This window comes from Mycobacterium sp. (genome assembly GCF_965277065.1).
Classification (GTDB): Bacteria; Actinomycetota; Actinomycetes; order Mycobacteriales; family Mycobacteriaceae; genus Mycobacterium.
Window position 1 is genome coordinate 200,041 of record NZ_CBDIBT010000016.1, and the last position, 13,309, is coordinate 213,349.

Here is a 13,309-nt window from a genome sequence, read left to right on the forward strand (position 1 = left end):
CAGCTAGTCCTGCTTCAGCAGAGATTCGCTGGCAGACAGCAGGGCACAGGTCGCCAGTCCGTCGATCGCGTCACGCAGATCGGACTCGGGCGGGAACGTCGGCGCAATGCGAATGTTCTTGTCGTCCGGGTCTTTCCGGTACGGGAACGACGCGCCCGCCTCGGTGACCGCGATGCCGGCGTCCTTGGCCAGTGCGACCGTGCGCCGCGCCGTGCCGGGCAGTACGTCGAGGCTGATGAAGTACCCGCCTTCGGGCTCGGTCCACGAGGCGATCTTGGAATCGCTCAGTCGCTTGTCGAGAATTTCCAATGCCAACGCGAATTTCGGGGCCAGCAACTGCTGGTGACGCAGCATCTGCAGGCGCACACCGTCGGCGTCGCCGAAGAAGCGCAAGTGCCGAAGCTGGTTGACCTTGTCGGGCCCGATCGACTTCTTGCCGGCGTACTGCAGGTACCAGGCGATGTTGCCCAGCGATCCGCCGAAGAAGCTGACGCCGGCACCGGCGAAAGTGATCTTCGACGTCGACGCGAAGACATACGGCCGGTTCGGATTGCCCGCCGCTGCGGCCAGGCCCAGCACGTCGATCGGGCGGGGGAAATCCAGTGTCAGCGTGTGCACCGCGTAGGCGTTGTCCCAGAAAATCCGGAAATCACTTGCGGCCGTACGCATTTGAACGAGCCGACGGACTGTTTCCCAGGAGTAGCTCAGTCCGGTGGGGTTGGCGAACACCGGGACCGCCCACAGTCCTTTGATGGCCGGGTCGACAGCGACCAGCTCTTCGATCACGTCGACGTCCGGACCGTCCTCGCGCATCGGGATCGGGATCATCTCGATGCCGAGGGTTTCGGTGATGGCGAAGTGCCGGTCATAGCCGGGCACCGGGCACAGGAACTTGATTCCTGCCTCGTCCTTCCAGGGGCGCGGCGAATCCATGCCGCCGTAGAGCATCGAGAACACGATCACGTCGTGCATCAGCTCGAGGCTGGCGTTGTTGCCGGCGATCAGGTTCTGCACCGGGATGCCGAGCAGTTCGCCGAAGATGGCTCGCAGCTCAGGCAGACCGTGTTGTCCGCCGTAATTGCGGGTGTCGGTGCCATCGCCGTCGCGGTACTCCGTGCCGGGCAGGCCGAGTAGAGCGTTGGACAGATCGAGTTGCTCGCTGCAGGGCTTCCCGCGGGTGAGGTCGAGGGCCAGCTTCTTGGACTGCAGCTCGGCGTAATCCTCTTGGTGGCGGGCATGCAACGCCTCGAGGTCGGTACGGCCTAGGGAACTGAACGAGCCGTACGACACCATCCGCCTTCCGATGTTTCTACAAAGTTAGGGGACCCCGCGCACCCGCCAGAGCCCGTTGACCCTTGCTGCCTTCCGGCCCTGGGGGAGTTCACAGGATGGACGCCGCGCGGGGTCCACCGAGAGTCTAATACTCGAGCGGGCCGGGATCGCTGACACCTGCGCTCGGCTACCATGGCCGACGGAGGATTCGCCTAGTGGCCTATGGCGCTCGCCTGGAACGCGGGTTGGGTTAACGCCCTCGCGGGTTCAAATCCCGCATCCTCCGCCCTTAGTCCGGGACGTGACCAGCCCAATTGGTAGGGTCTGGTCGCTTCCGGATTACCAGCTCGAGGAGGAGCATGCGACGCAGGGCCGCGATCTTCTGGCACGCGACGCTCTCGGTCGCCGCCGGCGTCCTCTACTTCTTCTTCGTGCTGCCGCGCTGGCCCGAGTTGGTCGGTGACACCTCGCACGGCCTGGGCACCGTCGCCCGGATCGCCGCCGGTGTGCTGATTGCCTTGGCCGCTCTGCCGGTCGTATTCACCTTGCTGGAGTTGCGCAAGCCGGAGTTCGGCACGCCCGCACTGGCGCTGACGCTGCGGACGTGGTCCGCGGTGGCCCATGTCGCGGCCGGCGTGCTGATCGTCGGCACCGCGATCGGCGAGATCTGGCTCAGCCTGGCCAGCGTCGGACAGTGGCTGTTCGGCGTCTACGGCGCCGCCGCCGCGATCGCCCTGCTCGGCATGGCCGCGTTTCATCTGTCGTTTGTGGCCGAGCTGCCGCCTCCGCCGCCGAAGCCGATCAAGCCCAAAAAAGAGAAGCGGCAGCGCGGACGTCGCGGCAAGAAGGGCGAGGGCGACGAAGCCGACGACACCGAGGCCGAAGCCTCCGAAGAGGCCGCCGTCGACACGGCCGATGCCGAGTCGACAGCGGCCGAAACCGAGGCGCAGGTGGCTCCGGCTGTCGAGGACCCAGAGGACTCCAAGGATTCCGCGGACGCTGAAGACTCCGATGACGCCGAAACCGAGTCCGGCGGACTCCGTAATCGGCGCCCGTCCGGCAAATCAGGAACGCATCGTCGCCGGCGATCGCGCCGCGGCGTGACCGTCGACGAGTAAGCCATTCCCGGTTCACCGCCGGCTGCCTATGCTGAGCGAGTGCCAAACACTTATCGCGTAGTGCAGTGGAACACCGGAAACGTCGGCAGGAGCTCCCTGAAATCCATCGCGGACAACCCGCTGCTGGAACTGGTGGGATGTTTCGCCTGGTCACCGGAGAAGGCGGGCCGCGATGCCGGCGAGCTGGTCGGCATCAAGCCGCTGGGTATCGCGGCCACCAACGACGTCGACGCTCTGCTCGCGTCGGAGCCGGATTGTGTTGTCTACAACCCGATGTGGATCGACGTCGACGAGTTGGTCCGCATCTTGTCCGCCGGCGTCAACGTCGTGACGACCGCATCCTTTATTACCGGCAAGAACCTCGGCGCCGGCCGCGACCGGCTCATCGCGGCCTGCGAGAAGGGTGGCTCGACGATCTTCGGATCCGGCGTCAGCCCCGGCTTCGCCGAATTGCTGGCCATCGTCTCGGCGATGGTGTGCAACCGGGTCGACAAGGTGACCGTCAACGAAGCCGCCGACACCACGTTCTACGACTCACCGGACACCGAGAAGCCGGTCGGCTTCGGCCAACCGATCGACCAGCCTGACCTGCACGCGATGGCTGCCAAGGGCACCGCGATCTTCGCCGAGGCCGTCGCGCTGGTGGGTGATGCACTCGGCATCGAACTCGACGACATCCGGTGTGAGTCCGAATTCGCCCAGACCACAGCCGATCTCGAGATGGCATCGTGGACTATTCCCGCGGGGTGCGTGGCGGGGGTCTACATCAGCTGGCAAGGAATCCTCCACGGCACGACCGTCATCGACCTCAACGTCCGGTGGCGCAAAGGCCAGACGCTCGACCCGGACTGGAATATCGACGGTGACGGCTGGGTCATCCAGGTCGACGGCCAGCCCACGGTGACCACCAAGGTCGGCTTCCTGCCGCCACCGTATTTCGAGGCCACCACGATCGAGGAATTCATGGACCTCGGGCACATCATGACCGCGGTGCCGGCGATCAACGCGATCCCCGCTGTCGTCGCGGCGGCGCCGGGTATCGCGACCTACGCAGATCTGCCGCTGACGCTGCCGCGAGGGTTCGTCAAAACCTAAGAGCGGTTCAGGTCCCTGGAATGTTCTGCAGCTTGCCCTGGAGATCGGGGCAGTAAATGCTGATCGCCGAGCCGAGGAACTGGTACGTCTGTACCTGCGTGGTGCCTCGCGGCAGGTTATGGGACAAAAAGCGTGCGGTTGCCGCGGCGTCGGGATCCACGCCGGCACCCAGGCGATGGCAGGAAATCTTGGCCAGGTACGGGTTGTAGTCATGTGGCCCATAGATGCCGTACTTGCTACCGATCAGGTTGTCGAAGTCGATATCTGGGTCGGCGTTGGCCGGCCCGGACAGGCTGATCGCTGCGGCCACGGCTGCGACCGCGAACCCCGTGAGCTTCATGGGCTGAATCCTACCTCTGTCGAGTCTGCGTCCGCGCATCGTCACTGCTCCCCTTCGGCTCACCGAGCCACCGGTCCGGGCTCGCGCTACGGTCTACAACACCGGCCCCATCCGGTTTCTTTCTAGTCGCCTATTCCGATTAGAGTAGCTAAGGTTACACACAGGCTAATTAGTTGAGCAGCCTTCGCCCCTGGTTAGGAATTGAAGCGCCTATGACGACCACTGAGCCGAGGACCGAGCCATTGAAGACCCCGGGTTCCGCTGGTGACGGCGGTAAGACGGTTGCCCCGCAACGCACCAAGCGCAAGGGGCTTCTCAGCCGATTCTGGCTGGTTCTGACGGTCGTTGTCGTCATCGCGCTCGCAGGTTTTGTCGTCCACCGCTTGCACGGCATCTTCGGTGTTCACCGCGGCTCGTTCGGTGGCGGCACGTCGGGCGAGGTCCTCGACTCGTTCAACGCCAAGACGATCACGCTGGAGGTCTGGGGCCCGCCGGGCAGCACGGCAACCATCAACTACCTCGATGAAAACTCCCACCCGGAGCAGGCCCTCAACGTGCCGTTGCCCTGGAGCAAAGTATTGAGTTCAACGAAACCCGGCATCCCGGCCAACGTGGTAGCGCAAGGAGACGGCAGTTGGATCGCCTGCCAGTTCATCGTGAACAAGCACGACGGGAGCGGTGACGTCGTCAAGGCTCCGAATCGCTCGGACGCCGTCGAGAACGTGAATGCGTTCGTCTACTGCCTGGACAAGTCCGCATGAGTGAGACCACCCAGGCTGCGCCGCGCGCCGACCAGCCGCTGATCCCGCCGTTCCTGCCGCGGATGATCCACCGGCTCGCGGTGCCGATCGTCCTGGTCTGGCTGGCCATTGTTTTCGTGACCAATACGGTGGCCCCGCAGCTCGAGGAGGTCTCGAAGAACCATTCGGTGTCGCAGAGTCCCACAGACGCGGCGTCATTCCAGTCGATGATGCGCGTTGGAAAAACATTCAACGAGTTCAGTTCCGACAGTTCGGCAATGATCCTCCTGGAGGGCGACAAGCCGCTGGGGGCGGATGCGCACCGCTATTACGACGAGATCGTCAAGCGACTCGAGCAAGACAAGAAACACGTTCAGCACATCCAGGACTTCTGGAGTGATCCGCTGACCGCCGCGGGCTCCCAGAGCCACGACCAAAAAGCCGCGTACGTCCAGGTCTACCTCGCCGGCAACATGGGCAGCGGCCAGTCCACCGAGTCCACCGAGGCCGTCCGCAAGGTCGTGAACTCGGTGCCGGCGCCGCCGGGGATCAAGGCCTACGTGACCGGGGCAGGTCCGTTGTTTGCCGACCAGTCCCATGCGGGTGAGAAAGGCGTCGCGAAAGTCACGCTCGTCACCCTCCTGGTGATTCTGGTGATGCTCCTGTGGGTCTACCGATCGGTGAGCACCGTCTTCATCATGCTGTTCATGGTCTTCGTCGAGTTGCTCGCATCCCGCGGAGTCGTCGCGGTGCTGGGCAACTACGGGATCATGGGGCTCTCGACGTTCGCCAACAACATACTGGTGCTGTTGGCGATCGCGGCCGGAACGGACTACGCGATCTTCGTTGTCGGCCGCTACCATGAGGCCCGCGGTTCGGGCGAGACACGCGAAGAAGCCTTCTACACGATGTTCCACAGCACAGCCCATGTCGTGCTGGGGTCGGGCCTGACGATCGCCGGCGCGATGTATTGCTTGAGCTTCTGCCGGTTGCCGTATTTCGAGTCACTCGGCGTGCCCTGTGCCGTCGGCATGATCGTCGCGGTCTTGGCGGCGTTGACTTTGGCCCCAGCAGTACTCACGGTGGCATCGTTCTTCAAGCTGCTGGATCCGAAACGAAGGTTGCAGACCCGGGGCTGGCGACGCATCGGCACCGCCATCGTCCGCTGGCCCGCACCGGTTTTCGCGGTGACGATCGCGATCGCATTGATCGGTCTGCTCGCCCTTCCCGGCTACGAAACGGATTACGACAACCGTCACTTCCTGCCGCCGGACACCCCGGCCAACCTCGGCTATGCCGCGGCGGACCGGCATTTCGACCAAGCCCGGCTGAATCCCGAATTGTTGATGATCGAGACCGATCACGACTTGCGTAACCCGGCCGACTTCATCGTCCTGGACAAGGTCGCCAAAGCGGTCTTCCACATCCCCGGCATCGGTCGCGTGCAGACGATCACCCGGCCGTTGGGCACGCCGCTCGACCACAGCACCCTTGGTTTCCAGATGGGCTCGCAGGCCGCGGGCCGCATCCAGACGCAGCACTACCAAGAGGAGCAGGCGAAGAACCTGCTCAAGCAAGCCGACGAGCTGCACAAGACGATGGCGACCCTGCATGAGCAGATGCAGACCACCCAAGAGCTCAGCGACACCACGCACGAAACCACCAAGCTCACCAAAGAAACCGTGAAAATCACCGAGGCGTTGCGCGACGACATCGCCAACTTCGACGATTTCTTCCGCCCTATCCGCAGCTACTTCTACTTTGAGAAACACTGCTTCGACATCCCGGCCTGCTACACACTCCGGTCGATCTTCAACGCGCTCGACGGCATCGACCAAGTGAGCGAGAATATCGAGAACCTCAGCGCCAACCTCGACAAGCTCGACAAGATTCAGCCAAGACTCGTTGCGCTGATCCCGCCGCAAATCGCCAGCCAGCAAGCGAACCTCGACACGATCATGTCGAACTATGCGACGACCAAGGGTCTTAACGACCAGGCGAAAGCGCAGTCCGACAACGCCACCGCGCAGGGCGACGCGTTCGACAAAGCGAAGAACGACGACACGTTCTACCTTCCGCCGGAGGCGTTCAAGAGCCCGGACTTTGCCCGTGGCCTCAAGCAGTTCATCTCACCCAACGGCCACGCCGTCCGGTTGATCATCTCGCACGAAGGCGACCCGGCGACCCCTGAGGGCATCAGCCACATCGAGCCGATCAAGCAGGCCGTGCACGAGGCCATCAAGGGCACCCCGTGGGAGGGCGCCAAGGTCTACCTCGGCGGCACCGCGGCAACGTACAAGGACATGCACGACGGTTCCAACGTCGACCTGATGATCGCCGGAATCGCGGCGGCTACTTTGATTTTCGTCATCATGCTGGTCATCACCCGCAGCGTGGTGGCGGCGTTCGTGATCGTCGGTACCGTGCTGGTATCTTTGGGCGCGTCGTTCGGGCTCTCCGTGCTGCTCTGGCAGTACATCCTCGGGATGAAGCTGCACTGGATGGTGCTGGCGATGGCGATCATCCTGCTGATGGCGGTCGGATCGGACTACAACCTGCTACTGATATCCCGGTTCAAAGAGGAAATCCAGGCCGGGCTCAAAACCGGCACGATCCGCGCCATGGCAGGCTCGGGCTCGGTGGTGACCTCCGCCGGGTTGGTATTCGCCGCCACGATGGCCACGTTCGCCTTCAGTCCGCTGAAGGTGATGGCCCAGGTTGGCTCCACGATCGCGTTGGGTCTGTTGTTCGACACCCTGATCGTGCGATCGTTCATGACACCGTCGCTGGCCACCCTGCTCGGCCGCTGGTTCTGGTGGCCTCAGCATGTGCGCCCGCGCCCGGCCAGCATCATGCTGCAGCCATACGGATCGCGTCCGGCGGTGCGTGAGCTGACGCACCGCACCCTCGAAGACGAGACCGAAGCCGGAGTGGTGGAGAAGGTCTAAGTTGCTCTGAGCGACAGGCTGATTCGTCAGCCGAGGCCGACGAGGCGCTTCGAGTCGTTCCACAACGCGAGCGCACGCTGCTCGTCGTAGGACGCCATCGAGGACCGCACATCTGACAACGTGCCGTCCTGGGCCTGAAAGTACTTGCCCGACCCGGAGGCGTACTGCGGGTCCACGGCGATGTCCGCGAGTGCGGCGCCGGAAAACGCGAGCGTCGACGTGGTGATGCCGATGCGCCTGGACACCCACTCCATCAGCGACGACTTCGCTACGTACTGAACAGCTTTCGGTAAATTCCGCGACAGGCCGGTCTCCGGCACCGACCCCGGGTCGTAAGCGATCGAGGCGATCGAACTGCCGCGCGGTCGAGACGCCTGGCGAGCTCATAGGCATACATCACGGTGCAGAGTTTCGACGTCGAGTATCGCTTGCCCACCGACAACGGCTTCTCCCCGTCCTTGCCGACGTTGGCGAGCGCATCGGCGTTCGGCTCGGCTGCCGCACCGACCAGCTTGCCGTCCATAGTCTCCGGGTCATGCGTGCCGCTGGCGGTGAACACGACCCGACCATCCGCGGACACCACCGGCAGCAGCAGGTCGACCAGAAGGAAATGGCCGAGGCAGTTCGTCGCGAAGGTCAGCTCGTAGCCCTCCGGGCTGTACTTCACCTGCCCGTCGAAGCGACCGCCGGCGTTGCAGATCAAGGCGTGCAGCGGCTCTGTCTCGCCGCGCTCGATCATCTGCGTGCAGTGGGCCGCCGCGCTGCGTACCGACTCCAGCGACGAGAGGTCGAGTTCGACTGTGGCAACGTCGATGTCGCCTCCTTCGCGCAGCTCGTCGGCGACCGCCTGCATTGCCGCGGGGCTGCGGCCGGCAAGAACGATGTTGAATCCGCCGGCCGCGAGTCGCCTCGCGCACTCGAGCCCGATGCCGGCATGACCACCGGTGATGAATACCGTCGTCATGCCGTCTCCTTGGTTAGCTTGTCAGGCAGGGGATTTCGGCAACGGCGCGGTGTGCTCGTCCTCGCTGACACTCGAACCGAGCAGCGACCGCACCGCGGGACGGGACCCGCTGGACCTCAACATGGTGCTGGCTGGTCGCGGACGCACGTTGATCGGCCACCAGAACCAGCGACCGAGTAGCGCGGCGATGGACGGCGTCATGAACGAGCGGACCACCAACGTGTCGAACAGCAGTCCCAGACCGATAGTGGTACCGACCTGACCGATGATGCGCAGGTCGCTGACCACCATCGAAGCCATCGTGAACGCGAACACCAGACCGGCGGACGTCACGACCTTGCCGGTGCTACCCATTGCGCGGATGATGCCCGTCTTCAATCCGGCGGGGATCTCCTCTTTCAACCGGGAGACCAGCAGCAGGTTGTAGTCGGATCCAACAGCGAGCAGCACGATCACCGACATCGCCAGCACCATCCAGTGCAGTTTGATGCCGAGCAGGTACTGCCACACGAGCACAGACATACCGAAGGACGCGCCCAGCGAAATTGCCACCGTGCCCACGATCACCATCGCCGCGATCAGGCTCCGGGTGATGATCAGCATGATGATGAAAATCAGGCAGAGCGAACCGATTCCGGCGATCATCAGGTCGTACTTGGAGCCGTCCTTCCAGTCCTTGAAGGTGGCCGCGGTGCCGGCGAGGTAGATCTTGGCGTCCTCCAGTGGGGTGCCCTTGAGCGACTCCTCGGCGGCCTCCCGGATCGAGGCGACGCGCGCGATGCCTTCCGGCGACGCGGGATCTCCCCGGTGCGAGATGATCAACCGCACCGCCTTGCCGTCCGGTGAGAAGAAGTTGTTGAGCGCTCGCTTGAAGTCCTTGTTCTGGAACACTTCCGGCGGCAGGTAGAACGAATCGTCGTTCTTCGCCTGGTCGAATGCGTGACCCATCGCGTTCGCGTTGGTGCTCATGTCGTCCATCTGATTGAAGATGCCCGACATGGTGCTGTGCATGGTCAGCATCATCCCTCGCATGTTCTCCATGCTGTCGATCATCGGCGGGAACTCCGTGATCAGTTGCGGCATCAGCGCATCGAGCTGACCGAAATCGTTCGTCAGGATTTGGAACTTGTCATCGATCTCGTCGATACCGTCGACGGCGTCGAAGATGGACCGCAGCGAGTAGCAGACCGGGATGTCGTAGCAGTGCTTCTCCCAGTAGAAGTAGCTGCGGATCGGCCGGTAGAAGTCTTCGAAGTTGGCGACGTCATCACGCAATTCCTCGGTGACGGCTTGCATTTCCCGTGTCTCACCGATCATCTTGTGCGTGACGCTGGTCAGTGTCTGCATGAGGCCGTACATGTGCCTCATCCGGTTCATCGTGTCTTCGAGCTCGTCGGCCTGCTTGAGCATGTCTTCCATGCGGGCCTTCTGGAACTTCATCGTCTGCACCTGCCCGGCGTTCTGCATGCTCATCTGGAACGGGATCGACGTGTGCTCCATCGCCGTGCCCTCTGGGCGCGTAATCGCTTGCACGCGTGAGACTCCGGGCACCCGGAAGATGCCCTTGGCGAGTTTGTCGAGCACCAGAAAGTCCGCCGGATCGCGCAGATCGTGGTCAGCCTCGACCATCATGACTTCCGGCATCAACCGGGCCTGGGAGAAGTGTCGCTCCGCGGCGTCGTATCCCTTGTTGGCGGCGATGTTGTGCGGGATGTAGAGCCGGTCGTTGTAGCTGGTCTGGTACCCCGGCAGGGTCAGCAGACCGATCAGCGCGATCCCGCACGCCGCGGCGAGAATCGGCAGCGGCCACCGGACGATGGCGGTGCCGACGCGCCGCCAGCCTCGCGTGCTGATCCGCCGTTGCGGATCGAACAATCCGAAGCGACCGCCGACCACGATGACGGCCGGCACCAGGGTCAGCGCAACGGCGACGGCGACGATCATGCCGACTGCGCAAGGGACACCGATGGTTTGGAAGTACGGCATCCGGCAGAAGCTCAGGCAGAAGGTGGCACCCGCGATCGTCAGGCCTGACGCGAGCACCACGTGGGCGACACCGTGATACGTCGTGTAGAACGCGTCTTCACGGCTCTCGCCGTGCTGGCGCGCCTCCTGGTAGCGCCCGAAGAAGAAGATCGCGTAGTCGGTGCCTGCCGCAATTCCCAGCGACACCAACAAGTTGACGGCGAACGTCGAGAGCCCGATGAGCTGGTGGTAGCCGAGAAACGCGACTATTCCTCTGGCCGCGGTCAATTCGATGAAGACCGTGATCAGCAGGAGCACCACAGTGCGGACGGAGCGGTAGACCAGCAGCAGCATGGTGAAAATCACCAGCATCGTCACTATGGTGATCTTGACCAGCGTGCTGTCGCCACTGTGATGCATGTCCGACACCAACGCCGAGGGACCCGTCACATAGGTGACGACACCCTTGGGTGGGGGCGTCCGGTCGACGATGTGGCGGACTGCGGCGATCGACTGCTCAGCCAGCGTCGTCCCCTGATTGCCGGCGAGGTTGAGCTGAACGTAAACCGCCTTGCCGTCTGGGCTTTGGGCACCCGGCGCCGTGAGCGGATCACCCCAGAAATCCTGGACGTGCTGAATGTGCGTCGGGTCGGCACGCAGTTGCTTGATGATGCTGTCGTAGTAGTTATGCGCATCGTCGCCGAGCTTGTTATCGCTTTCCAGAACGAGCATCGCGAAGTTGTCGGAGTCGGACTCCTTGAACTTCTTGCCGGTGACCTCCATCGCCTGCACCGACGGTGCATCTTTGGGGCTCAGTGAAACCTGCCGTTGCTCGGCGACCTGCTCCAGCGGCGGGACGGCCACGCTCATCAGCACGATGATCCCCAGCCAGGCGAAGATGATAGGCACCGCGAACCGACGGATCAGCCTCGGGGCTCGGGGCCGGGTGGCCGTGTCGGCGCCCGCCTCGTGGCTGTTCATGCGCCCTTGAGAACGCAGTAGGTGAACGCGTTCACTTCGTTCGTGACCCGCTCGGCCTTGACCACGTCATCGATGATGATGCGGCAGCCCAGCGAGTTGCTGTTACCTTGCGCCACAATGTTTCCCACGACTGACGCCGCCTTCGTCGTCATGTTCAGGGTCCAGGGCAGCTTGGCGCCGTCGACGTGCTGCGGGTCGGCGTTGGTGTCGAAGTAGCTGATGTCCGCCGTGGTGCCGGGCGGCCCGTACACCTCATAGGTGATCCGCTTGGGGTTGAAGGGCTTGCTGTCGTCGGTCCCGCTGTCGGAGTACTGGGGACGCCTCTCGGAGCCGAAGATGCCGTGGATCCGGGCCACGGTGAAACCCCCGAGCCCGATCACTATCGCAATGACGAGCGGAATCCACACCCGCTCCAGCACCCTGATAATCGAAAACCCCTTCACCCGTTGCCGCTTCCCTGGTCGGCGACGTCTTGACTACTCGAAGATATTCGCCCGCCGATCGGCCTGGCGTCTCAGGGCGCTCACGTGAGCTTCACGGCACCGCCGGATCACGACGAGTAAACCACGCGCGCACCCCGGATTGTCGCCTCCTCACCTCACCGGAACAGCGATTCAGCATTAACGCATGTTGTGTGCGTAAGCGGACGCTACCGGGTTCTCCAACGGCCCGCAATGCGTCCGTGTGCGCTATCCTCGCGCGGTGCCGCCGCTCACGTTCCAGCGCGCCCGCACCGAGGACAAAAAACGTCAGCGGGCCGCAGCGCTTGTGGAAGCCGCGCGCTCACTGGCGCTGGAGTCCGGTGTCGCGTCGGTGACCCTGACGGACGTCGCGAGCCGGGCCGGCGTGCACTACTCCGCGGTGCGGCGCTACTTCACCTCACACAAAGAGGTGCTGCTGAATCTGGCTGCCGAAGGTTGGGCCCGCTTCTCGGCCACCGTGTGCGCGAGCCTGTCCGAGCCTGGTGATCAGTCTCCGGCCCGGGTCGCCGAGGCTTTGGCCAATGGGTTGGCGGCCGACCCGCTGTTCTGCGACCTGCTCGCCAACCTGCATCTGCACCTCGAACACGAGGTTGAACTCGACAGGGTTGTCGAGTTCAAACAGGTCAGTAATGCCGCGGTGATTTCGCTGACCGATGCAATCGAGAACGCGCTGCCCGGGCTGGGACGTTCGGGGGCGTTCGACGTCCTGCTTGCGTCGTATTCGCTGGCCGCACCGATGTGGCAGATGGCGAATCCGCCGAAGAGACTGGCCGACGAGTACGCGAAGCGTACGGACGTCCCGCCCGACTGGAAGATCGATTTCACCGCCGCCGTGACGCGGCTGATCACCGCGACGTGTGTCGGCTTACTGGCTCAGCAGGACTGAGCGCTCAGTACCAGTTCCACAGCGACATGTCGCCTTTTGGATAGTTCATGCAGTTCTCGGTTTCATGGGCGACGACGCCTTTGTTGTTGAAGAAGATTTTGAAGTGGTTGGGCCAGGCGAACCACAGCGGATCGCCGCCGGAGCCCAACGGCGGATAGAAGTTGGCCGAGTACTGCCGGCGGTCCGCCGGCGACAGCGAGAAGAACCAGTGCGCCTTATCTACCGTTGCCTGTTGGACGTTCGGATGATTGTTGTAGTCGATCATGTACCGCTGGTAATACACCGGCGAGAAATCCCGTGCGGCGGCAAGAATTTGCTCGGCGTCGCAGCTAGTCGCGATCATCCGCCGGGGGATGGGGAAGTCGTCGGTCGAGTCGTTGTAGGTGCGGTTAGGGCCTGATGGCTCCAGATCCGGGTCCGCCAGCGCTGCCGGCGGGAAGATGGCGGCGGCGGCACCGAGGGCGAGCATCGCAACGCCGGCGCGAACGAAAAGGCTCAGACGGTAAAGACGCATGCGG

General features: G+C 63.5%; 12 protein-coding genes, 1 tRNA gene and 1 other RNA gene. 6 read left to right on the top strand and 8 right to left on the bottom strand.

Features of this window, described 5'->3' with window-relative positions; all coding sequences use genetic code 11:
* Window positions 1–3: 3 nt before the first annotated feature.
* Together ACQY5A_RS06740 and ffs are read right to left on the bottom strand one after the other, a co-directional pair.
* On the bottom strand, window positions 4–1,293 hold the full coding sequence (locus tag ACQY5A_RS06740; RefSeq protein WP_428339608.1) for an aminotransferase class I/II-fold pyridoxal phosphate-dependent enzyme: 1,290 nt from the start codon (window positions 1,291–1,293) through the stop codon (window positions 4–6).
* 22 nt (window positions 1,294–1,315) lie between these two features.
* An RNA gene (ffs, locus tag ACQY5A_RS06745) (signal recognition particle sRNA small type) lies at window positions 1,316–1,412 on the bottom strand.
* Between the two features lie 61 nt (window positions 1,413–1,473).
* Between ffs and ACQY5A_RS06750 the strand changes: the two genes are divergently transcribed.
* The 3 genes from ACQY5A_RS06750 (at window position 1,474) to ACQY5A_RS06760 (ending at window position 3,485) form a co-directional block, all read left to right on the top strand.
* A tRNA-Ser gene (locus tag ACQY5A_RS06750) sits at window positions 1,474–1,558 on the top strand.
* 73 nt (window positions 1,559–1,631) lie between these two features.
* The gene (locus ACQY5A_RS06755) at window positions 1,632–2,390 is read left to right on the top strand and encodes a hypothetical protein (protein WP_428339609.1); all 759 of its coding nucleotides are present in this window, start codon (window positions 1,632–1,634) and stop codon (window positions 2,388–2,390) included.
* 39 nt (window positions 2,391–2,429) lie between these two features.
* Window positions 2,430–3,485: an NAD(P)H-dependent amine dehydrogenase family protein gene (locus tag ACQY5A_RS06760; protein WP_428339610.1), complete on the top strand. Its 1,056-nt coding sequence runs from the start codon at window positions 2,430–2,432 to the stop codon at window positions 3,483–3,485.
* Window positions 3,486–3,492: 7 nt separating this feature from the next.
* Here the strand turns inward: ACQY5A_RS06760 and ACQY5A_RS06765 are convergent, their stop codons facing one another.
* Window positions 3,493–3,825 (bottom strand): DUF732 domain-containing protein, encoded by a 333-nt coding sequence (locus ACQY5A_RS06765; protein WP_428339611.1) that lies wholly within the window; start codon window positions 3,823–3,825, stop codon window positions 3,493–3,495.
* Window positions 3,826–4,037: 212 nt separating this feature from the next.
* Here ACQY5A_RS06765 and ACQY5A_RS06770 point away from each other — a divergent pair, with 212 nt between their 5' ends.
* Window positions 4,038–4,586: an MmpS family transport accessory protein gene (locus ACQY5A_RS06770; protein WP_428339612.1), complete on the top strand. Its 549-nt coding sequence runs from the start codon at window positions 4,038–4,040 to the stop codon at window positions 4,584–4,586.
* Window positions 4,583–7,513 (top strand): RND family transporter, encoded by a 2,931-nt coding sequence (locus tag ACQY5A_RS06775; protein WP_428339613.1) that lies wholly within the window; start codon window positions 4,583–4,585, stop codon window positions 7,511–7,513. The genes ACQY5A_RS06770 and ACQY5A_RS06775 overlap by 4 nt, the downstream gene beginning before the upstream one ends.
* Window positions 7,514–7,539: 26 nt before the next feature.
* Here the strand turns inward: ACQY5A_RS06775 and ACQY5A_RS06780 are convergent, their stop codons facing one another.
* From ACQY5A_RS06780 to ACQY5A_RS06795, 4 genes are read right to left on the bottom strand one after another with little or no spacing between them, the layout of a single operon-like run.
* On the bottom strand, window positions 7,540–7,758 hold the full coding sequence (locus ACQY5A_RS06780) for a hypothetical protein (RefSeq protein WP_428339615.1): 219 nt from the start codon (window positions 7,756–7,758) through the stop codon (window positions 7,540–7,542).
* Window positions 7,759–7,781: 23 nt separating this feature from the next.
* Entirely contained in the window at window positions 7,782–8,477 is a 696-nt protein-coding gene (locus ACQY5A_RS06785; RefSeq protein ID WP_428339616.1) for an SDR family NAD(P)-dependent oxidoreductase, read from the bottom strand.
* 21 nt (window positions 8,478–8,498) lie between these two features.
* Complete coding sequence (locus ACQY5A_RS06790; RefSeq protein ID WP_428339617.1) at window positions 8,499–11,423, bottom strand: RND family transporter; 2,925 nt, start codon at window positions 11,421–11,423, stop codon at window positions 8,499–8,501.
* Window positions 11,420–11,842 carry an MmpS family protein gene (locus ACQY5A_RS06795; RefSeq protein ID WP_428339929.1) on the bottom strand — a complete coding sequence of 141 codons (423 nt, stop codon included), beginning with the start codon at window positions 11,840–11,842 and terminating at the stop codon, window positions 11,420–11,422. The genes ACQY5A_RS06790 and ACQY5A_RS06795 overlap by 4 nt, the downstream gene beginning before the upstream one ends.
* Before the next feature lie 265 nt (window positions 11,843–12,107).
* On the opposite strand from ACQY5A_RS06795, the gene ACQY5A_RS06800 reads away from it, so the two are divergent.
* Complete coding sequence (locus ACQY5A_RS06800; RefSeq protein WP_428339618.1) at window positions 12,108–12,791, top strand: TetR family transcriptional regulator; 684 nt, start codon at window positions 12,108–12,110, stop codon at window positions 12,789–12,791.
* 4 nt (window positions 12,792–12,795) lie between these two features.
* On the opposite strand, the gene ACQY5A_RS06805 is transcribed toward ACQY5A_RS06800, so the two are convergent.
* Window positions 12,796–13,305 carry a DUF5078 domain-containing protein gene (locus tag ACQY5A_RS06805; protein WP_428339619.1) on the bottom strand — a complete coding sequence of 170 codons (510 nt, stop codon included), beginning with the start codon at window positions 13,303–13,305 and terminating at the stop codon, window positions 12,796–12,798.
* Window positions 13,306–13,309 lie beyond the last annotated feature (4 nt).

Coding starts and splice junctions, on each gene's coding strand:
- ACQY5A_RS06740 (WP_428339608.1), bottom strand. CDS start 1,293: ATGGTGTCGTACGGCTCGTTCAGTTCCCTAGGCCGTACCGACCTCGAG.
- ACQY5A_RS06755 (WP_428339609.1), top strand. CDS start 1,632: ATGCGACGCAGGGCCGCGATCTTCTGGCACGCGACGCTCTCGGTCGCC.
- ACQY5A_RS06765 (WP_428339611.1), bottom strand. CDS start 3,825: ATGAAGCTCACGGGGTTCGCGGTCGCAGCCGTGGCCGCAGCGATCAGC.
- ACQY5A_RS06770 (WP_428339612.1), top strand. CDS start 4,038: ATGACGACCACTGAGCCGAGGACCGAGCCATTGAAGACCCCGGGTTCC.
- ACQY5A_RS06775 (WP_428339613.1), top strand. CDS start 4,583: ATGAGTGAGACCACCCAGGCTGCGCCGCGCGCCGACCAGCCGCTGATC.
- ACQY5A_RS06785 (WP_428339616.1), bottom strand. CDS start 8,477: ATGACGACGGTATTCATCACCGGTGGTCATGCCGGCATCGGGCTCGAG.
- ACQY5A_RS06790 (WP_428339617.1), bottom strand. CDS start 11,423: ATGAACAGCCACGAGGCGGGCGCCGACACGGCCACCCGGCCCCGAGCC.
- ACQY5A_RS06805 (WP_428339619.1), bottom strand. CDS start 13,305: ATGCGTCTTTACCGTCTGAGCCTTTTCGTTCGCGCCGGCGTTGCGATG.